The organism is Mesorhizobium sp. M0862 (assembly GCF_040319795.1).
Lineage (GTDB): Bacteria > Pseudomonadota > Alphaproteobacteria > Rhizobiales > Rhizobiaceae > Mesorhizobium.
In genome coordinates, this window is record NZ_JAMYOJ010000001.1 from 153,770 (window position 1) to 172,872 (window position 19,103).

At 63.3% G+C, this 19,103-nt stretch carries 23 protein-coding genes and 1 pseudogene; 15 read left to right on the forward strand and 9 right to left on the reverse strand.

From position 1 onward, the window contains the following. Positions 1-18: 18 nt before the first annotated feature. Genes fmt through truA form a run of 3 tightly spaced genes read left to right on the forward strand, consistent with a single transcriptional unit; the run spans position 19 to position 2,239 of the window. Positions 19-969 carry a methionyl-tRNA formyltransferase gene (gene fmt, locus NKI15_RS00860; RefSeq protein ID WP_023703799.1) on the forward strand — a complete coding sequence of 317 codons (951 nt, stop codon included), beginning with the start codon at positions 19-21 and terminating at the stop codon, positions 967-969. Next, positions 966-1,472, forward strand: coding sequence for a GNAT family N-acetyltransferase (locus NKI15_RS00865; protein ID WP_023673215.1), 507 nt, complete (start codon positions 966-968; stop codon positions 1,470-1,472). Before fmt ends, NKI15_RS00865 begins: the two co-directional genes overlap by 4 nt. Positions 1,473-1,483: 11 nt before the next feature. Beyond that, entirely contained in the window at positions 1,484-2,239 is a 756-nt protein-coding gene (truA, locus tag NKI15_RS00870; RefSeq protein ID WP_023681338.1) for a tRNA pseudouridine(38-40) synthase TruA, read from the forward strand. Here the strand turns inward: truA and NKI15_RS00875 are convergent. Then, positions 2,236-2,841, reverse strand: coding sequence for a hypothetical protein (locus tag NKI15_RS00875; RefSeq protein WP_023673217.1), 606 nt, complete (start codon positions 2,839-2,841; stop codon positions 2,236-2,238). The two genes, truA and NKI15_RS00875, sit on opposite strands and share 4 nt — an antisense overlap. A gap of 2 nt (positions 2,842-2,843) precedes the next feature. Further along, entirely contained in the window at positions 2,844-4,034 is a 1,191-nt protein-coding gene (gene dapE, locus NKI15_RS00880) for a succinyl-diaminopimelate desuccinylase (RefSeq protein ID WP_352514329.1), read from the reverse strand. A gap of 115 nt (positions 4,035-4,149) precedes the next feature. Between dapE and NKI15_RS00885 the strand changes: the two genes are divergently transcribed. Beyond that, positions 4,150-5,163: a 2-dehydropantoate 2-reductase gene (locus NKI15_RS00885; protein WP_023687471.1), complete on the forward strand. Its 1,014-nt coding sequence runs from the start codon at positions 4,150-4,152 to the stop codon at positions 5,161-5,163. 66 nt (positions 5,164-5,229) lie between these two features. On the opposite strand, the gene NKI15_RS00890 is transcribed toward NKI15_RS00885, so the two are convergent. Genes NKI15_RS00890 through dapD form a run of 3 tightly spaced genes read right to left on the reverse strand, consistent with a single transcriptional unit; the run spans position 5,230 to position 7,277 of the window. Continuing rightward, entirely contained in the window at positions 5,230-6,000 is a 771-nt protein-coding gene (locus tag NKI15_RS00890) for a hypothetical protein (RefSeq protein WP_023673220.1), read from the reverse strand. Between the two features lie 21 nt (positions 6,001-6,021). Next, complete coding sequence (locus tag NKI15_RS00895; protein WP_081725464.1) at positions 6,022-6,426, reverse strand: DUF805 domain-containing protein; 405 nt, start codon at positions 6,424-6,426, stop codon at positions 6,022-6,024. After that, the gene (gene dapD / locus NKI15_RS00900) at positions 6,423-7,277 is read right to left on the reverse strand and encodes a 2,3,4,5-tetrahydropyridine-2,6-dicarboxylate N-succinyltransferase (protein WP_023673222.1); all 855 of its coding nucleotides are present in this window, start codon (positions 7,275-7,277) and stop codon (positions 6,423-6,425) included. Before dapD ends, NKI15_RS00895 begins: the two co-directional genes overlap by 4 nt. 148 nt (positions 7,278-7,425) lie before the next feature. On the opposite strand from dapD, the gene NKI15_RS00905 reads away from it, so the two are divergent. After that, positions 7,426-8,271, forward strand: a complete 846-nt coding sequence (locus NKI15_RS00905; protein WP_023681343.1) for an LOG family protein — start codon at positions 7,426-7,428, stop codon at positions 8,269-8,271. A gap of 80 nt (positions 8,272-8,351) precedes the next feature. Here NKI15_RS00905 and NKI15_RS00910 read toward each other — a convergent pair whose 3' ends face one another. Further along, on the reverse strand, positions 8,352-9,071 hold the full coding sequence (locus NKI15_RS00910; RefSeq protein ID WP_023687469.1) for a pyrimidine 5'-nucleotidase: 720 nt from the start codon (positions 9,069-9,071) through the stop codon (positions 8,352-8,354). Positions 9,072-9,246: 175 nt separating this feature from the next. Between NKI15_RS00910 and NKI15_RS00915 the strand changes: the two genes are divergently transcribed. The 3 genes from NKI15_RS00915 to NKI15_RS00925 all read left to right on the forward strand — a co-directional run bounded on the left by NKI15_RS00915 (position 9,247) and on the right by NKI15_RS00925 (position 11,789). Then, complete coding sequence (locus NKI15_RS00915; protein ID WP_023681345.1) at positions 9,247-10,008, forward strand: GGDEF domain-containing protein; 762 nt, start codon at positions 9,247-9,249, stop codon at positions 10,006-10,008. Between the two features lie 174 nt (positions 10,009-10,182). After that, positions 10,183-10,353, forward strand: coding sequence for a hypothetical protein (locus NKI15_RS00920; protein ID WP_023673226.1), 171 nt, complete (start codon positions 10,183-10,185; stop codon positions 10,351-10,353). Beyond that, positions 10,350-11,789 (forward strand): GMC oxidoreductase, encoded by a 1,440-nt coding sequence (locus tag NKI15_RS00925; protein WP_023805801.1) that lies wholly within the window; start codon positions 10,350-10,352, stop codon positions 11,787-11,789. Before NKI15_RS00920 ends, NKI15_RS00925 begins: the two co-directional genes overlap by 4 nt. Positions 11,790-11,984: 195 nt before the next feature. On the opposite strand, the gene phhA is transcribed toward NKI15_RS00925, so the two are convergent. Further along, positions 11,985-12,821 (reverse strand): phenylalanine 4-monooxygenase, encoded by an 837-nt coding sequence (gene phhA / locus NKI15_RS00930; RefSeq protein WP_023748259.1) that lies wholly within the window; start codon positions 12,819-12,821, stop codon positions 11,985-11,987. A gap of 139 nt (positions 12,822-12,960) precedes the next feature. On the opposite strand from phhA, the gene NKI15_RS00935 reads away from it, so the two are divergent. The 3 genes and pseudogenes from NKI15_RS00935 (at position 12,961) to NKI15_RS00945 (ending at position 14,595) form a co-directional block, all read left to right on the forward strand. Then, a complete protein-coding gene (locus NKI15_RS00935; protein ID WP_023687465.1) occupies positions 12,961-13,437 on the forward strand; it encodes an Lrp/AsnC family transcriptional regulator in 477 nt (158 codons plus the stop codon). Between the two features lie 111 nt (positions 13,438-13,548). Then, positions 13,549-13,881, forward strand: a pseudogene (locus NKI15_RS00940) (cobalamin-dependent protein); the annotation flags it as partial. A 315-nt stretch (positions 13,882-14,196) separates the two neighbouring features. Next, complete coding sequence (locus NKI15_RS00945; protein WP_023748261.1) at positions 14,197-14,595, forward strand: RidA family protein; 399 nt, start codon at positions 14,197-14,199, stop codon at positions 14,593-14,595. Between the two features lie 42 nt (positions 14,596-14,637). Here NKI15_RS00945 and argB read toward each other — a convergent pair whose 3' ends face one another. Together argB and NKI15_RS00955 are read right to left on the reverse strand one after the other, a co-directional pair. After that, positions 14,638-15,531: an acetylglutamate kinase gene (argB, locus tag NKI15_RS00950; RefSeq protein WP_013528489.1), complete on the reverse strand. Its 894-nt coding sequence runs from the start codon at positions 15,529-15,531 to the stop codon at positions 14,638-14,640. A gap of 77 nt (positions 15,532-15,608) precedes the next feature. Further along, positions 15,609-15,950 carry an amidase family protein gene (locus tag NKI15_RS00955; protein ID WP_023703791.1) on the reverse strand — a complete coding sequence of 114 codons (342 nt, stop codon included), beginning with the start codon at positions 15,948-15,950 and terminating at the stop codon, positions 15,609-15,611. A gap of 301 nt (positions 15,951-16,251) precedes the next feature. Between NKI15_RS00955 and NKI15_RS00960 the strand changes: the two genes are divergently transcribed. The 4 genes from NKI15_RS00960 to msrB all read left to right on the forward strand — a co-directional run bounded on the left by NKI15_RS00960 (position 16,252) and on the right by msrB (position 18,998). Continuing rightward, positions 16,252-16,791 carry a sigma-70 family RNA polymerase sigma factor gene (locus NKI15_RS00960; protein ID WP_023673234.1) on the forward strand — a complete coding sequence of 180 codons (540 nt, stop codon included), beginning with the start codon at positions 16,252-16,254 and terminating at the stop codon, positions 16,789-16,791. Beyond that, on the forward strand, positions 16,788-17,510 hold the full coding sequence (locus tag NKI15_RS00965; RefSeq protein ID WP_023703790.1) for an anti-sigma factor: 723 nt from the start codon (positions 16,788-16,790) through the stop codon (positions 17,508-17,510). The genes NKI15_RS00960 and NKI15_RS00965 overlap by 4 nt, the downstream gene beginning before the upstream one ends. 224 nt (positions 17,511-17,734) lie before the next feature. Then, positions 17,735-18,292 carry a fasciclin domain-containing protein gene (locus NKI15_RS00970; protein ID WP_023693011.1) on the forward strand — a complete coding sequence of 186 codons (558 nt, stop codon included), beginning with the start codon at positions 17,735-17,737 and terminating at the stop codon, positions 18,290-18,292. 211 nt (positions 18,293-18,503) lie between these two features. Next, the gene (gene msrB, locus NKI15_RS00975; RefSeq protein ID WP_023703789.1) at positions 18,504-18,998 is read left to right on the forward strand and encodes a peptide-methionine (R)-S-oxide reductase MsrB; all 495 of its coding nucleotides are present in this window, start codon (positions 18,504-18,506) and stop codon (positions 18,996-18,998) included. Positions 18,999-19,103: the final 105 nt, after the last annotated feature.

Here is a 19,103-nt window from a genome sequence, read left to right on the forward strand (position 1 = left end):
ACAGGATACTGGACGAAAATGCCGCTTCGCGTCATCTTCATGGGCACGCCGGAGTTTTCGGTGCCGGTGCTGCGCGCGATTGCCGAGGCCGAGCACGAGATAGCAGCCGTCTACACCCAGCCGCCGCGCGCCGCCGGCCGCCGCGGTCTGGAGCTGACACCGTCGCCGGTGCAGCGCGAGGCTGAGCGGCTGGGCATCGAAGTGCGCACGCCGCTGTCGCTGAAGGGCGAGGGCGAGCAAGCTGCTTTCCATGCGTTGCGTGCCGATGTCGCAGTCGTCGTCGCGTATGGTTTGCTGTTGCCGAAGGCTATTCTGGAGGCTCCGCGCCTCGGCTGCCTCAATGGCCACGCCTCGCTTTTGCCGCGTTGGCGTGGTGCAGCTCCCATCCAGCGAGCCATTATGGCCGGCGACGTCGAAACCGGCATGATGGTGATGCGCATGGAAGAGGGCCTGGACACCGGTCCGGTGGCACTGGTTGAAAAATGCGCCATAGAGCCCGACATGACGGCCGGCGATCTGCACGACCGCTTGATGAATATTGCTGCCACGCTGATGGTGGAAGCGCTGTCCCGATTGGAGACAAATACCCTGGCATCGACTTTGCAGGCGGCTGACGGGGTGACCTACGCCAGGAAAATCGATAAGTCGGAGACACGTGTGGACTGGACGCGCCCGGCTGCGGAGGTCCACAATCACATTCGCGGCCTGTCGCCATTTCCCGGCGCCTGGTGCGAGGCCGACATCGGCGGGCGCACGGAACGGCTGAAACTGCTTCGCTCGACGCTTTTGGAAGGCACGCTTTCTGAAAGCATGGGCGAGTCGGGAGGAATTCTCGATGACCGGCTGACGGTCGCCTGCGGGTCGGGCGCGGTCAGGCTGGTCGAAGTTCAACGGGCGGGCGGAAAGCCCGCTGCCGCGCAGGAGTTTCTGCGCGGGGCCAAGATCGAAAAAGGAATGAAGTTCTCATGAGCATGATGTCGATACGCGGCGCGACGCCGCGGGACCGCGAGGCCATACGCCTGGTCGAGGAACACGCATTCGGCCAGCAGGCGGAGGCCGGGCTGGTCGACGCTCTGGTCACCGGCGGCGACGCCGTTGTCGAACTGGTGGCGGAAGAAGACGGCCAGGTGGTCGGCCACATCCTGTTTTCCAGGCTGTTCGTCCAGAACGGCGGCAAGCAGTTTGCAGCCGTGGCGCTGGCGCCGTTGGCGGTGGAACCTTCGTTCCACGGCTCGGGCATTGGCGGTGCGCTGATCCGCGAGGCGCATATCCGCCTCAGGGATGGCGGCGAGACGCTCGCCGTTGTGTTGGGCGATCCGGCCTATTACGGCCGCTTCGGCTACAGCCATGCGCGCGCCGAAAAGTTCGAGAGCGAATATCAGGGCGAAGCGCTGCAGGCGCTGGCCTGGGGTGACGCACCCGAAAAAGGCAAACTGGTCTACGCCCAGGCCTTTACCGCACTCGCCGCCTGAACGAAGGGTGTATGCCGCGTTTTCGTCTCGATATCGAATATGACGGCAGCCTCTTCGCCGGCTGGCAACACCAGGCGGATCAGCCTTCGGTGCAGCAGGCGATAGAGCAGGCGATCGAGAAATTTTGCGGTGAGGCGGTGCGGATACGCGCCGCCGGCCGCACCGACGCCGGCGTGCATGCGACCGCCCAGGTGGCGCATGTCGACCTCGCCAAGGCATGGCCAAACGACAAGGTGCGCGACGCCGTCAACGCGCACCTGCAGGCGGCAGGCGCGCGCATCGCCATCCTGCAGGCCACGGTTGTCCCCAATGAGTTCGACGCCCGTTTCTCGGCCACCGGACGGCACTATCTCTACCGCATCCTCAACCGGCGCGCGCCTGCAGCGATGGAAAAGGGCAAGGTCTGGTGGGTGCCGAAGCGGCTCGATGCGGACGCCATGCACGAAGCGGCGAAAGTCCTGCTCGGCCGACATGACTTTACCACCTTCCGCTCGACGCAATGCCAGGCCAATAGTCCGGTGCGGACGCTGGAGCGGCTCGATGTAAGCCGCCAGGGCGACCTGATCGAAGTCAGGGCCTCGGCGCGCTCTTTCCTGCACAACCAGGTGCGCTCCATGGTCGGTTCGCTGAAACGCGTCGGCGACGGCGGCTGGACCGCCGCCGACCTCAAGGCCGCGCTCGCTGCACAAGACCGCGCCGCCTGCGGCCAGGTGGCGCCGCCCGACGGGCTTTTTCTCGTCGGTGTAGACTATCCGGAAAAGTTCTAGGCCGGAGCGGCGGTCGGCACAGTGATGCCGAGCAGCGCCACCAGGCCGAACAACACGGCCAGAGACACCACCAACATGCCTGCGAACACGGCGCTGCCGACAGCCGCGCCCTTGCCGATCGCGGCGTTGGTCATCCGCCAGGAGAGTACCAGCGAAAGCACCACCAGAACCAGCCACACCAATTCGGCAACCGGGTTGCCAGACGGCAGGAAAAGCCTGATCAGCGCTGAAGGCAGCAGCATCCAGGCAGTGATCGCCGACGCCCAGTTGCTGGCGACGACATAGTGGACGAAGCGGTCGCCGATGCCGGCGCGCGATGCGACCAGGGCAAGCACAACCAGGGGCAGCAGCCACGAGCCGAGGTCGACGGTCGCCAGGCGAATCAACATGCCCAGCCGGCCGGCGAACGCATTGGGATCGCCGATCTCGTTGGCCGTGCCGACCCAGCCGACGATCATCGCCGGCGCGGCGACGACGATGGCGAAGAAGGAATTCCAGAAGCCGTCCGCCGAAAGGTCGAGCAGCCGCAAGCCGTCGGCCTTTCCGAGCATCAGCCGCCAGGCGCCGTTAAGCGATGAAGAGGTCTCGTCAACCGAAAGCATGATCAGCCCTGCTCGAACCAGTCATCGATGAAGCGCTGGTAGATTTGGGTCAGCGTCTCGAGGTCGGCCAGTGCGACGCACTCGTCGACCATGTGCATGGTCTTGCCGACGAGGCCGAACTCGACCACCGGGCAATAGTCCTTGATGAAACGCGCATCCGAGGTTCCGCCCGAGGTGGACAGCGCCGGCTCCTTGCCGACTGTCGCCTTGATCGACCCGCGCAGCGTCTCGATCAGCTTGTCGTCGCGCGTCAGGAAGACATGGCTCGGCCGGTCGCGCCAGATCAGCTCGTAGTCGACCGGCGTCTTGCCGGTCCGGTATTTCTTGCGCTTCGCCGCCTGGTCGAGGCGGTTATGGATCTCGGCCTGCACCGTCTCGGCAGTCCATGTGTCGTTGAAGCGGATGTTGAAGGTGGCTGTCGCCTTGGCCGGAATAACATTGGTCGCCGGGTTGCCGACATCGATCGAGGTCACTTCCAGATTGGTCGGCTGAAAATCCTTCGTGCCCTTGTCGAAGACGGGCGACAGCAAGGCGTCGACCAGGCTGATCAGGCCGCGCACCGGATTGTCGGCGAGCAATGGATAGGCGACATGGCCCTGGCGGCCGTTGACCGTGACACTGCCCGACATCGAGCCACGCCGGCCGATCTTGATCATGTCGCCGAGCGTGTCCGGATTGGTCGGCTCGCCAACGATCGCGGCGTCCCATCTCTCGCCCCTGGCCGCCGCCCAGTCGAGCAGTTTTGTCGTCCCGTTGATCGCCGGCCCCTCCTCGTCGCCGGTAATCAGCAGCGAGACCGAGCCTTTCGGACCACCCTTTTTCTCGACATGGCGCGCCACGGCGGCGATGAAACAGGCGATGCCGCCCTTCATGTCGACGGCGCCGCGGCCATACATCTCGCCCTTGGCGATCTCGGCGGCGAAGGGCGGATGCGTCCACGACGCCTCGTCGCCCGCCGGCACCACGTCGGTATGGCCGGCAAACATCAGATGCGGCCCATTGCCGGAGCGACGCGCGTAGAGGTTCTCGATGTCGGGGGTGCCGTCTTCGGAAAACACCGGGCGTTCGACGGAAAAGCCGAGCGGCTTCAGCATGCCTTCCAGGGCAGCCAGCGCGCCGCCCTCGGCGGGCGTTACGGAGGCGCAGCGTATGAGGGTCGCGAGGTTGGCGGCGGGATCGGTCGGCAGTTTCATGGGCAAAGCGATAGTCGAAAGCGAAAGGCCTGTCACGGCCAGAGATGATGACCGGTCCTGCCGCCGACATTATGGTTTTCCTGTCGTATAGTGCAGGCCAACACGAGATAATCGCATGGCCAACGCCGAAAAGACCATCGTCATTGCCGGCGCCGGCAGCATAGGCTGCTATGTCGGCGGCTGCCTGGCGCTGGCCGGACGCAAGGTGGTGTTTTTGGCGCGGCCAGGCATTGCGACGGCCTTGCTGGGCGGTGGCCTGCGCATCACCGATCTCGATGGTCGCGACCGATCCATCCGGCCGGAGTCCGTCACCACCGATCCCGCCGCTGCCCTCGCCAGCGCCGACGTGGTGCTGGTGGCGGTCAAGAACGGCGCTACCGAGGAGATGGCGTCGCTTGTTGCCGGACATGCGCGTGGCGATGTCGTGGTGGTCAGCCTGCAGAACGGCGTCGGCAATGCCGACCGGTTACGCGCCGTGCTCGGTGGCCGGACTGTACTCGCCGGCATGGTGCCGTTCAATGTCGTCCAGTCGGCCATAGGCAATTTGCCGCTTCACGTGCATCGCGCCAGCGACGGCAAGGTCATGATCGAAGATGGCGTGACCGGCCTTGCCGGCCTTCTCGATGTCGAAGGGCTTGGCGTGGAAACGCGTGCCGATATGAAGGCCGTGCAGTGGGGCAAGCTGCTGATCAACCTCAACAACGCGCTTGTCGCCTTGTCCGGCCTGCCGCTGGCGAGCGAACTTGCCGACCGCCGCTGGCGGCGGATCCTGGCCGGTCAGATCGACGAGGCCCTGGCGGCGATGAAGGCGTTACATATCGCGCCGGCGCGGATCGGCGGCTTGCGTCCCGGCCTGCTGCCGAAGCTGCTCCGGCTGCCGGACTGGCTGTTCCGGCTGGTCGCCCGCCGCATGCTCGCCATCGACCCGCAGGCGCGCTCGTCCATGTGGGACGACCTCCAGCGCGGTCGGCCGACCGAGATCGGTGACCTGCAGGGGGCCGTCCTGAGCCTCGCCGACAAGGCCGGCACGCCGGCGCCTCTGCTGAAGCGGGTCACCGCGCTGGTGCGGCAAGCCGAGCGGGAAAAGCGCGGCTCACCCGGGCTGACGCCGGAAGCCGTCACTGGATAGTCTACTTGCCGCGAGCCTCGGGCCTTGGCCCGCATAGCCCGAAAACAGGCGCGTGGGCCCGCCGCATCACAGCTTCGGTGCGCGCCTCGGAGCCGGCGCTTTGCTCGCCGGGCCTGGCGCCGGCACGGGCTGCGCCGCCGGGTGGTTCTCGATCAGCGTGATCTTCTGCCAGATCTTGCGCGACAGGTTGGACGCCAGGTTCTCGACGTCGTTGACGCCGTCGATGACCACATCGTCATTGACGGACTGCGCAAACAGCGCCGCGATCTTGCCGGTGATCGACAGCATTTCCGAGCAATAGTCGAGGTAGCGCGCCAGGTCGGCGGCATTGGTGATGCGAGCCGGCGAATGCGCGGTCGGCCTGAAATTGGCGGACAATGCTGCCGGATCCTTGGTCAGCTGGTGCATGTCGATGACATGGATCAGCGATCTCAACCCATGCAGCTGGCGAAACACCCGCTTGCGCTTGATGCGCTCCTCGGTGCGGATCAGCGCCAGCAGGCCGAGCACGGCAAGGATCATCATGTTGATCGTGGCTTCGATGCCTTGCACCGACTGCACCGCATCGTCGGCCTGCGAGATATGGATGAGCGGCAGGATGGTGCCGACGAATAGGAAGATCAGCGCGCCGGCGGCAACAGCGGCGACGATGGCGCCGCGCAGCCACCAGATCGGCGCTTCCAGCGCCTGCGCCGCCTTGGCCAGGTCGCGCGACAGCGACACCAGTTCGGCGGCGACGCCGCGCAGGCCGGCATCGGGAAAACGCTCGGCGACGCGCTCTTCCAGCCGCTCGGCGGTGTCGATGATCAGTTTCGGATCAAGCGTGCGGTAGCGCATGGCGAGATATCCGGTCGGCGCTCATGGTTCAGCCGGCGCGTTGCTGCGTTTGCCGTAGCGGTTCGGACCGGGGTCACCGCGGAAACACGCTAGAACGATGAGAAGAATGGGGCCGATGATAAGAGAGATCAACGCGTAATAAGTCGGCTTGCCGAAATCATGAAACCGCTTTGCGGTTACCGCAAAGCTCGACCATGTCGAGATCAGCAAAACGACCCAGAACACAAGTGCCCAGTTCTGGCTGGTTGCGGTGCCGGGTTCCAGTCTCGACAACTGGTAGAGCGGGAAAAACTGTGCAAGCACCAGCAGCAGCCCGGCGAGCACGTAGGCACTTGGGCTGACGCGCCCTGAGAGGCTGAAGAAAAGCCAGGGAAGTGGTGGTGTGTTGGGCAATCTGGAGCGCTCTGGTTGCTCGGACAGGATCAATCACGCAGCAGTTCGTTGATCGAGGTTTTCGACCGGGTCTTGGCATCGACGCGCTTGACGATGACGGCGCAGTAGAGGCCAGGGCCCGGCTCGTTGTTCGGAAAGGCCTTGCCCGGCATCGAGCCGGCGACGACGACCGAATTCGGCGGCACCTCGCCATAAAACACTTCGCCGGTGGCGCGGTCGACGATCTTGGTCGACTGGCCGATGAACACACCCATTCCGAGCACCGAGCCTTCGCGCACGATGCAGCCCTCGACCACTTCGGAGCGCGCGCCGATGAAGCAATTGTCCTCGATGATGGTCGGGCCGGCCTGCATCGGCTCCAGCACCCCGCCGATGCCGACGCCGCCCGAGAGGTGCACATTCTTGCCGATCTGGGCGCAGGAGCCGACCGAGGCCCAGGTGTCGACCATGGTGCCGCTATCGACATAGGCGCCGACATTGACGAAGGACGGCATCAGCACCGCGCCCGGCGCGACATAGGCCGAGCGGCGCACGATCGAAGACGGCACGGCGCGGAAGCCTGCCTTCTCGAAATCGACCGCGCTCCAGCCGTCGAACTTCGACGCCACCTTGTCCCACCAGACCGCCTGGCCGGGGCCGCCCTTGATGATCTCCATCGGATAGAGCCGGAACGAGAGCAGCACCGCCTTCTTCAGCCATTGGTTGACATGCCATTTGCCATCGGCCTGGCGCTCGGCAACGCGCACGGTGCCACGGTCGAGCAGGTCGAGTGAGGACTGGATGGCGTCGCGCGTTTCGCCCCGGGTCGCGGTCGAAATCGTGTCGCGCTCCTCGAAGGCCTTCTCGATCGTCTTTTCGAGGCTGGCCAGATCAGGCTTCGACATGAATTCGCTCCGTTACCACGCTGTTAAGGCCGTCGGCCTTAACCTTGTTTTGAAAGTCGCGCGGACCCTATGTTAAGGCGTATTGGGGGTCAATCGCGGGTGCGCCATGGGACGGCGCAAGTGAACTGTTGGGACGGGTAGAAAGCATATGACTCCTATGGAAAAGGCGGGATGGACGCCGCTGCCGCATTCGGACGAGGATCTGGAGCGCTCGAAAAGCGTGCCCGACACGCCGCAGACTCGCGCCGAAACCTACCGGCTGGCCTGGAACGATCCCGACTTCATGACGCGCCGGGAGTTGCGCGCTGTGCGCTTGCAGCTTGAGCTCTTGAAGCCCGAAATGATCCTGGCCGAGCGCGGCATCCGCTCGACGGTGATCCTGTTCGGCGGCGCGCGTATTCCCGAGCCCGGCGGCGAGGCCTGGGCCGCCAAGAACGAGACGCAGAAGAAAAACCTCGAGGAAAACAGCAAATATTACGAGGAGGCGCGCAAATTCGCCCGCCTCTGCTCACAGCAATCGGCCACGTCCTACTACCGCGAATTCGTCGTCGTCACCGGTGGCGGCCCAGGCGTGATGGAGGCGGGAAATCGCGGCGCCGACGATGTCGGCGCGCCGTCGATCGGCCTCAACATCGTCCTGCCGCACGAGCAGGCGCCGAACGCCTATGTGACCCCGGAGCTGTGCTTCAACTTCCACTATTTCGCCATCCGCAAAATGCATTTCGTGATGCGCGCCAAGGCCGTCGCGGTGTTTCCGGGCGGCTTCGGCACCATGGACGAGTTCTTCGAGACGCTGACGTTGATCCAGACCGGCCGCATGGAACGCGTGCCGGTGATCCTGTTCGGCAAGGCGTTCTGGCAGCGCGCGATCGACCTCGATTTCCTGGCCGAACAAGGCACCATCACGCCCGGCGACCAGGATATCATCGACTTTGTCGACACCGCCGACGAGGCCTGGGGGATCATCAGCCGCTTCTACAAGTTGGGGGAGTAGGGGAACCGGGAATTGAGGAACTGAAGAATTGAGGAAAAGGAGGTCCGGATCGGTCTTCCTTTCACCAGTTCTTCAATTCTTCAGCTCCTCAATTCCTCCACCCCCTCCACTATCCCCGTCAGAAACGTCGCCAGATCGTCGGTGACGAAATCGACGTCGTCCTCATTGGCCGGATCGCGTTCCCAGATTTCGGCAAAGGTCGGCTCGAAATTGCGCGGCACCACCAGCACCGTGGTCATGCCCAGTGATTTCGGCACCTCGAGGTTGCGGGCGAGATCCTCGAACATCACCGCATTGTGTCCGGTGACGGCGTGCAGTTCGGCAAACTTCTCATAGGTCTGCCGCGACGGCTTCGGCGTCAGTCCGGCGGCGACGATATCGAAAATGTCGTCGAAATGGTCGAGTATGCCGAGCTGGCGCGCGGTGCGCTCGGCGTGCCTGCGGTCGCCATTGGTGAAGATGAACTTGCGGCCGGGCAGCTGGCGGATAGCGGTGCCCAGCACCGGATCCGGCACCAGCCACGAATAGTCGATATCATGCACCTTTTCGAGAAAATCGTCGGGGTCGATGCCGTGACGCGTCATCAGCCCGTTCAGCGTCGTGCCATATTCGAGATAGAGTTCCTTCTGCAGCTTGCGCGCTTCCTCGCGCGGCAGCGTGAGCAGTTCTCCGACATAGGCCGTCATCTTGACGTCGATCTGCGAAAACAGATTCGAATGGTGCGGATAAAGCGTGTTGTCGAGGTCGAACACCCAGTCGGTGACATGGGCGAAGCGGGCGGGATCGGGCAGCGTGGTCATGGCGTCCTTATGGCATGAAATATCTGCCGTTCGAACCCCTTTCTGATGTAGAGCTTATCCACAACCTATGTGCATCTAGAGTTGTAAAAATGGGCTCACCATTCAAATTTTAGCCATCACGGAAAGGTGGCCTTCAGGGCTTGCTGGCACAGAGACGGTTCAGTGGGAGCCAGCGATGAGTCGCATAGTCTTAAAGTCCGCCGCGGTCGCATTCGGCTCGGTAGCCATCTCGCTTTTGCTGACGCTGATCATCGTTCCCGCCATGGGTTTTCCGGTCGACCGCACTGTCTGGCTGACATCGACGGTGTGCCCGCTGGCGCTCGCCTGGATCGCCTGCGCCAGCACCTTCTGGCAGAGCGACCGACTGAAAAACGCGCATCGCGATCTCGCCCGCGCGCATGCCCAGCTCGCCGCCGCGCATCGGCGCCTGTCGGCGAAGGCGAGCCGCGACGACATGACCGGCATGCTCAACCGCGAGAGCTTCTTTGCCGCGTTGGACGGCTCGCGGCGCAAATCCGATCGCGGCGCGCTGCTGATCATCGACGCCGACCATTTCAAGGCGATCAACGACAGTTTCGGCCATCTGACCGGCGATGACGCACTGGTGTTGATCGCCAGCGCCATCGAGCGCGGCGTCCGCAGCGGCGACGTGCTCGGCCGCATTGGCGGTGAGGAGTTCGGCGCCTTCCTGGTCGGCGCTACGGAAGCCGAAGCCCGGCGCGTGGCCGAGCGCATCCGCCGTGAAGTCGAGCTGGTCCGCTTTCGTCCGGTCGACGAGCGCACGGTGCCGCTGACCGTCTCGATCGGCGGCATCACCTGTGCGCAAGATGCCGATGTCTCGGACCTGATGCGCGCCGCCGACCGCCGGCTCTACGAGGCCAAGCACCGCGGCCGCAATTTGTCGATCCTCGACCGGGACATTTCCGAAGCTGCCTAGGTGTTGGTGGGGCTGTTAACGGTTCGCCAACATTGTTTCCACGCAACTGCGCCGTTTACCGGGTTGTAACTCGTTTACAGGCAAGGCTTGGCACGGGAATGGCATGTCTGGCCGGTACCTGTGCCGTTCAGGGAACGCCATGCGTGGATCGAAGCCCCCATCCAGAGACGTGTCATGAGTTTCTTCATCAGGAAAATGTCGCGCCGCACCATCGTGCAGGCGCTGATTGCGATGCCGGCGCTACAGCTTTTTCGCAAGCTGCCTGACAGCGACCGCCCCCCGGCCGATCCCGACGAGATCGTCGTGGTCAATGGCTGGATCCTGAAGCGGAGCGACCTGGCATGATATTCGACAGCTATGAGGCGTTTCGAGCCTCGGATTTCAAGCCCAAGGTCTGCATTCTCGGCTCCGGGCCGGCCGGCACCACCATTGCCAGAAAGCTCGGCGCCGCCGGCATTCCGGTCGTGGTGCTGGAGGCCGGCGCACGCGAATTCAGCGACGAGTCGCAGGATTTCTACCGCGGCTCCACGGTCGGCGATCAATATTTCGATCTCGACATCACCCGGCTGCGCTTCATGGGCGGGTCGTCGAACCACTGGGCCGGCTGGTGCCGCGTGCTCGACAAGCAGGACTTTGAGCCCAAGGCATGGGCGCCGGACACCGGCTGGCCAATCGCCCGGACCGACATCGAGCCCTATCTGTCCGAGCTGCACGACATACTCGAGCTTCCCGACTTCAAGCCCGATGTGCCGATTTCAGACGACATACGCTGGGTGCAGCTGATCAAGAGCCCGGCCGTGCGCTTTGGCGAGAAATTCTCCGACGAGCTCGACAAGAGCAAGAACATAGCGCTCGTGCTCAACACCTATGCCACCGAACTTGCCGGGGACGGCAAACGAGTGACCGGCGCCAGGCTGTGGTCGAACGGCAAGGATGCCGGCGCCTTCAGCGCCGATTATTTCATCGTCTGCGCCGGCGGGCTGGAGAATTCGCGGCTGCTTCTATGGTCGAACCAGCGCTCGAATGGCGGCGTGGTGCCGAACGCCACGGCACTTGGCCGCTACTGGATGGAGCACCCGACCTTCGAGGGCGGCAATGCCATCCTGGCCGATTACAGCGAGTTCGAGGTCGATGCCGTCAACGAGGCGTTCTTCTCGCCGACGCTCGCCGCCATGGAGCGGCTGCAGATCATGAATTTCGGCATACGCCTGATCGAGACGCCCTATGCCGGCGTCAAGAGCCTGATTGCCGACCTTGCCTGCACCGCGCCCGAGGCCGCCGAATGGGTCGCCTACCAGCTCAGCCAGAACCTGCGCTGCGCCGCCCAGCTCTACGTCGCCTGGGAACAGGCGCCGCTGGCCTCGAACCATATCGAATTGTCGAAGACCGATGTCGACCGTGCCGGCGTGCCGCGCATCGAGCTGCACTGGAAGAAGTCGCCGTTGGAGCGCCGCACCATCCTCGAGGGGCTCAAGCTGTTCGGAACGACGCTGATCGAGAAGGACCTCGGCCGCGTCCGCATCATGGACTGGCTGACCAATGGCGAGGACTACCCGACGGATGAGGAACTGGCCGGCCACCACCACATGGGCGGCACGCGCATGGGCACCGATGTGAGCAAAAGCGTGGTCGACGCCAACTGCAAGGTGCACGGCATGGACAATCTCTATGTCGGCGGCTCGTCGGTGTTCTGCACGTCGGGCGAATGCAACCCGACGACGACGATCACCGCACTTGCCTGCCGGCTAGGCGACCATCTGACCAAAGTAATCACGGTGTGACGAAGTCATCCACGGTGTGACGAAGTCATTACCGTCTGATTGTCAAAAAAGCGAACGGCGCGACAGGATTGCTGCCGGCGCTACCCATGCCTTGGTGTCGAAACCCTCGAAATCAGCGCCAACGAGATCTCCGTCCTCCTTTGTGGGGAGGGATTAAGGGTGGGGGTAGGTGCCGCGCAAACCCTTTAGGATTTGCTAAACCGTCGCTGGATCCAGCGCCGGCTGCCCCTTGCGGCGGGCGATGATCGCCTTGAAATCGGCGGTCCGGAACGCATCGCGCAACACGTCGAAGGACGGCAGCACGAAATAGGCGCGCTGGAACTTGTCGATCTCGTAGCCGGTGCGCATCACCGTTTCGAGGTCGAAGGGCACGTGGTGCGCGTCCGGGCTCGCGACGGCGAACTGCAATTCGGTGAACGACGACATCAGCCCGGCACCGAAAGCTTTCCGCTTCTGGCCCTCCTCCTGTATCAGCCCGTATTCGGCGGTGTACCAGTAGAGCCGGGTGATCATCTCGTCACCGCCCAGTGCAATCACGCTCTCGGCCTTTTCGCCATACATCTGCATGAAGTCGGCAAACACCGGCTGTGTCAGGATGGGCACATGGCCGAAGAAGTCGTGGAACATGTCGGGTTCGACGATGTAGTCGAGCTCGTCCTTGGTGCGCAGCCAGTTGGTCACCGGAAAGCGCCGGTTGGCGAGATGGTCGAAGAAGGGCGCGGCCGGGATGAGGCCAGGCACGGCGACGATTTCCCAGCCGGTCAGCTTGCGCAGCTTGTCTGAGACCGCGCCGAAATCCGGGATCTTGTCGAGCAGGCCGAGTGCGGCGATCCCATCGAGATAGGAATGGTGCGCCAGCTTCTGCGTCAGCTTGGTCTGCCGGTCGCACAACGTGCGCCACACCGCCTGTTCGTCGGCGCTGTAGTTGTAGCCCTGCGCCACGGTGAAGTCGGAACGGCACACTGAATAGTCGCCACGCAGGCCTTGCGCCGCGCAATCACGGGCATATTCGGCAACGCTCATCGTCGTCATGGTTCTTCTCCCCTGATCGTGACACTTGAATCTGTCCGCAGAGTCTAGCGGCGGCCGGCGAGGCAATTCAGCTTTGATGATGGCTTGGGTCCATGATTTGAGGTAAAAATCACCAAGCAGAAGCTGAAAGAGAGTGAAAATGCCTCAGTTCGACGATTTCGAGATCAAGATGCTGGATGTTCTTCAGCGCGATGGACGCAAGCCCGTGTCCGAACTGGCGCAGGAGATCGGCCTGTCGACGACGCCTTGCGCCCGCCGCTTCGAGGCGCTGCAGGAGGCCGGCATCATCAAGGGCTTTGCCGCCGTGCTCAACCGCCGCGCCGTCGGCCTGATGGTCGAGGTGTTCATCCAGGTGCGCCTCACCAGCCACAGCGACGGTTCGCCCGAAACCTTCATCGCCGCCGTGCAACGCATGGACGAAGTGTCGTCATGCTGGACGATGACCGGCGACCACGATTTCCTGCTGCACGTCATGGTGCCGTCGGTCGACGAACTCAACGCCTTCGTCATGCACCGCCTGATGCGCCTTGCCGGCGTGCGCGACGTTCACACCCAGCTGGTGCTGCAGAACATCAAGGGCCCGGGCCACGTGCCGCTCGCCCACCTCAGGCGGTAGGACACGCATCGCCATTTCTGCGGAAAAGCTGCACGCAAACTGCTGAACGGAGCCCAAATGCGAAACTGAAACGCCGGCTACGCCATGCGGACCGTCGCTCAAAGGTCCGTCATGAACATCGTGCTGATCAATCCGCCGCACACCGCCATCGGCAGCCGCGTGCCCGATGACCATCTGCCACCGCTCGGCCTGCTGGCACTGGGCGGCCCGCTTATCGACGCCGGCCATAAAGTCCGGCTGGTCGATGCCGAATTCGGGCCGATGCCGTTGGAAACGCTGGTGCGCGATGCGCTCAGCGGCCAGCCCGATTGCATCCTGATCGGCCACTCCGGCTCGACCTCGGCGCATCCCACCGCGCTCGCGATCGCCCGCATGGTCAAGGCGCTCGAGCCGGCGACGCTGGTGATCTATGGCGGCGTGTTCCCGACCTATCACTGGCGCGACGATGCGCTGGTACACGCAAATGGGCCGCCGCGTGTGGTTCCGCGAGGTCTGGGGTTTTCTGGCCCGCGACCGCCGCCTCAAGGATGGTCAGACGCTGGCTGAGTTCTGGGGCGCGCCGCAGGATGCCGATGAGGAATCCATGGTCGTCATGCGCCCGTCGCGCAAGCCGGCCGAAGCGGCTGTCGCGATCTCGGCCGGCCCCTGACAGGCTCGCTGCCATTCGTAGATAATACCGCATGCGTATTGACATACGCAGCGTATGTATCCACCTCATGCATACGGGACGTATGTGAGTACCCGGACAATGGAGAGAAAATGACCAAACGTGACGCAATCTTTCCTGCCGGCCGGCAGGCTCTCTATGAGATCAATCGCTATTCTGCTGCAATACGATCGGGCGATCTTTTGTTCGTCTCGGGCCAGGTCGGCAGCCGCGAGGACGGGTCGCCCGAACCTGTCTTCGAAAAGCAGGTCCAGCTTGCCTTCGATAATCTCGCGGCAGTGCTGAAAGCAACGGGCGCCACGTTCGACGATATAGTCGACGTGACCACCTTCCACACCGATCCGCCAACGCAATGGCCCGTGATCGATGCCGTTCGGCTGAAGGTGTTCGGTGAACCGCCCTACACCAATTGGACGGCGGTCGGCGTCAACTGGTTAGCCGGCTTCGACTTCGAGATAAAGGTCATCGCGCGCCTGCCCCAGCCTGCCTAAGGGCTGGCCAGCCGACCAACTGGCCGCCAAGCCAGTTGCCGATCAGGGCACGATTAGCGTGCCGGCGCCGTGTTCGGTGAACAATTCCAGCAGCACCGCATGCGGCGTCTTGCCGTTGAGGATGACGACGCCTTCGACGCCGCGCTCGATCGCCTCGATGCAGGTCTCGACTTTGGGGATCATGCCGCCCGACACCGTGCCGTCCTTGATCAGCGCCTTGGCTTCGGCCACCGTCAGCTCGTCGATCAGCTTCTTGTTCTTGTCGAGCACGCCGGGCACGTCGGTCAGGAACAAAAGGCGCGTCGCCTGGCAGGCGCCGGCGATGGCGCCGGCGAAGGTGTCGGCATTGATGTTGTAGGTATGGCCATCGCGGCCGGGCGCCACCGGCGCCAGCACCGGGATCATTTCGGAGCGCGCCAGCAGGTCGAGCAGGGTGCGGTCGACTTCGACCGGTTCGCCGACGAAACCGAGATCGAGCACACGCTCAATGTTGGAATCCGGGTCGATCATGGTCTTGCGAGCCTTTTCGGCGAACACCATGTTGCCGTCCTTGCCGCACAGGCCGATCGCCCATTCGCCCTCGGCGTTGATCAGCGCGACGATCTCCTTGTTGATCGAACCGGCCAGCACCATCTCGACGATTTCGACCGTCTTCTGATCCGTGACGCGCAGTCCGCCTTCGAACTTGGATTCGATGCCCATCTTGGCCAGCATGGCGCCGATCTGCGGCCCGCCGCCATGGACGACGATCGGGTTGACGCCGGACTGCTTCAGCAGCGCGATGTCACGGGCGAAAGCCTTGCCGAGCTCGATATCGCCCATGGCATGACCGCCATATTTCACCACCACCGTCTTGTGCTCGTAGCGCTGCATATAGGGCAGGGCCCGCGAGAGCAGGGCGGCCTGCATTTCGGCGGTGGCGGTGATCTCCGTCATCGGCATGGTTCCCTGGATGCGGGTAAGGACGGCGGCGTCTTAGCGGGAATTGGCCCAGGCCGCAAACAGCTTTGCTATCACGATGATGAAATCTGCCGGATCAGGCCGGCACCTTGAGCGGCGCCCGCCGCGTCAGCCACCCGGAAACCTTCTCCATCTGCGCGGCAAGCGACAAAAGCGTCCTGCTCGTCGCCGGGGCGGCCGACGGCCTGGATGCCAAGCGGCAGGCCGGCATCGGTGACATGGACCGGCAGCGCGATCGACGGCTGGCCGCTGACATTCTGGATCGCCGGCCGGTGGGTGAACCACAGGCTCTTGTCCATCAATTGCCCAAACAGGGATCTGATCTCCAAGAGACGGGTCAGATGCAATTTGTCGAGCAGGTTTTCGATGAGCTCGTCGGCCCCCTTCGGGCCCATGGCGCCTCAGGCAAGCGGCGGATGCACAATGATCGGGTTGCCTCGGCGCGCGCGCTCGCAGCATCGACAAGGTCCGGCGGCGAGATTCGCCTCTATGCACCAGCTCCGCCAAGCCGGTCGCATCGTTCTCCCACAGCATCCGTTCGGCCGACATTGCTGTTCCCCTTTCTGCGGGAGGCTAACGACAGCCGATTTCCTTGGCACCGACCGGCGATTACTGGCGATCGGGCGCGGACATCGTTTGCGTGGACAACAAGATTTCTGCCTTTGCAAATAAATTGTGATCGCTTAGCTTGTCCGTATGACGCCGCAGGATATCTCCACCCTGATTGTCCGGACCTCGATGAAGGATCGGACTGCGTTCGATCTGCTTTACCGGCAAACCAGTGCGAAACTTTTCGGCGTGTGCCTTCGTGTATTGAAGGATCGCGGAGATGCGGAAGAAGCGCTGCAAGAGGTCTTCGTCAAAGTGTGGACGAAGGCGGATCGTTTCGCTGTTTCTGATCTCAGCCCAATCTCCTGGCTGGTGGCCATAGCACGCAATCATGCGATTGATCGCATCCGGTCGCGACGCAAGCCTGCTGCCGATATCGATGCCGCGCTCGACGTGGCTGACCCCGGTCCGGGGCCAGAGGCTATGGTTGTTGCGGGCGGTGAATCCGAGCGCATCTATCAGTGCCTTGAAGAGTTGGAACAAGACCGGGCGCAAGCCGTTCGGGGTGCTTATTTGAACGGCGAAAGTTACGCCGAGCTCGCGGAACGTCACAAGGTTCCGCTCAACACGATGCGGACATGGCTGCGCCGCAGCCTGTTGAAACTTAGAGAATGTCTGGAAAGATGACCCTGGCAGAAGAAAATGGACCGGAACGTGGAGGCGACGACCTGCTCGCAGCCGAATACGTTCTCGGCGTGCTGCCGGCGGATGAGCGCCAGATAGCCTCCGGACGCATCGACGCGGAGACCGGCTTTGCCCGTCTCGTCGATTCCTGGGAAGTAAACCTCTCGCCGATGGCTGCCGCTTATGCTGAGGTAGAGCCGCCGGCCACCATCAAGCCGGCTATCGATCGCCGGCTGTTCTCCTCCACCGCGGCGTCGATGACGGCCCCGAGCGGCAGCCTGTGGTCCAGCCTTAGCTTCTGGCGCGGCCTCACCGCAGCGGCTCTCGCGGCCCTGGTGCTCTATGTCGCCGTGCCTTACGTCAGGTCGCCGGTCGTCGTGCCGCAGGAGCGCCTCGTCGCCTCGCTGGCTGCCGAAGGCAGCGATGTCAAATACCTTGTCGTCTACGACGCTTCCCGCCGCGATGTCGGCCTGTCGCTGGTTTCGGGCGAACGCGCCGCCGGCAAGGACTTCGAACTGTGGATGATCGAAGGCAAGAATGCTCCGGTCTCGATGGGCGTCATCCCCGCCGGCCAGGTCGCCCATATCCCGGTTACCCCGGCCGTGCAGCAGAAGCTGGCGCAAGGCGCCGTGCTTGCTGTCAGCGTCGAGCCGACGGGCGGTTCGACGACGGGACAGCCGACCGGACCGGTCGTTGCCGCGGGCGACCTGAAGGGCATCTGATAAATCGTAAGATCATGACGTGACAATGAAGACAGCGGAAGTACATCTTCCGCTGTTTTCGTTTTGGATACGCTGCTGGAGATTACGGATTCGATCTCCGGAGATAATTCGGCGACAAAATAAAGGATAAATTTTTCCCGGCGCGCGGAAACTCAGGCAGTTCTATTCCGTATCTCCTCATGTTCCCGAAAGAGGAAACAATAACCCCGAGGAGTTCGAACACTATGCGTAGAATCGCCACCCTTTTGCTCGCCGGTACCATTGCCGTCTCCGCCCTCGCCACAATCGCCTATGCCGAGAATCCGATGGTTGGCGGCGCCGCCATGTACGCCAACAAGAACATCGTTGAGAACGCCGTCAATTCGAAGGATCACACGACACTGGTCGCCGCCGTCAAGGCTGCCGGCCTGGTCGAGACACTGCAGGGCGCCGGCCCGTTCACCGTGTTCGCGCCGACCAATGAGGCCTTCGCCGCGCTTCCGGCTGGCACGGTCGAGTCGCTGCTCAAGCCCGAGAACAAGGACAAGCTCACCAAGATCCTGACCTGCCATGTCATCGGCGCCAAGGCGATGGGCGCCGATGTCGCCTCGATGGCCAAGGCCGATGGCGGCACCCACAAGGTCAAGACGGTCGGCGGCTGCGAGCTGTCGCTCAAGGCTGATGGCGGCAAGGTCACCGTGACCGACGAGAACGGCAATGTCGCCAATGTGACGATCGCCGACGTCGAGCAGTCGAACGGCGTCATCCACGTCATCGACAAGGTCCTGCTGCCGAAGATGTAACAAAGCCCCTGCCGCCGACGAACAGGCGGTAAGCTCCTGCAGATTGCGCGGCCCCGCCCCCGTGGGCCGAGCAAACGACCGAGCGCTCCATCCCGTCCGCAACAAGCGCGGAGCCGGTGTGGAGCGTTCGTTTGCAGGACAACCGTCACCGGCTTTTGATTTTCCAGTGGCGGCCAAATTTGGCAAAACAACCCGCAGGAGGATTTCTGTCATGAACCGTCGAGATTTGCTTTTGAGCGGCGCCGCCCTCGCTGCCGTGGCCGGCGCGGCGGCAACGTTGCGCATGGGCGGGCCCGCTAAGGCTGCCGAAACCTTCGAGGTCACCAAGACCGACACCGAATGGCACGCCATCCTGTCCGACGAAGCCTTCAACGTGCTGCGCAAGGAAGGCACCGAGTATCCCGGCACCAGCCCGCTGCTGAACGAGCATCGCAAGGGCATTTTCGCCTGCGCCGGTTGCGACCTGCCGGTCTACCCCTCAGACACCAAGTTCGAGTCCGGCACCGGCTGGCCGAGCTTCTGGCAGGAGATTGCCAACGCCGTCGGCAAGACCGAGGACCGTTCGCTGGGCATGACCCGCACCGAGGTCCATTGCCGCCGCTGCGGCGGTCATCTCGGCCATGTCTTCGATGACGGTCCCGCACCCACCGGCCTGCGCCATTGCATCAACGGCGTTGCGCTCAGCTTCAAGCCGGCCACTGCCTGACCGTTCGGCGTCTTTAGCGGGGTGGGGATTTGGAGCCGGCGTGACGACCGCCTCTTATCTCTTGAACTGGGGCGAAAACAGTCAACTTCAAGAATTGGCAGACGG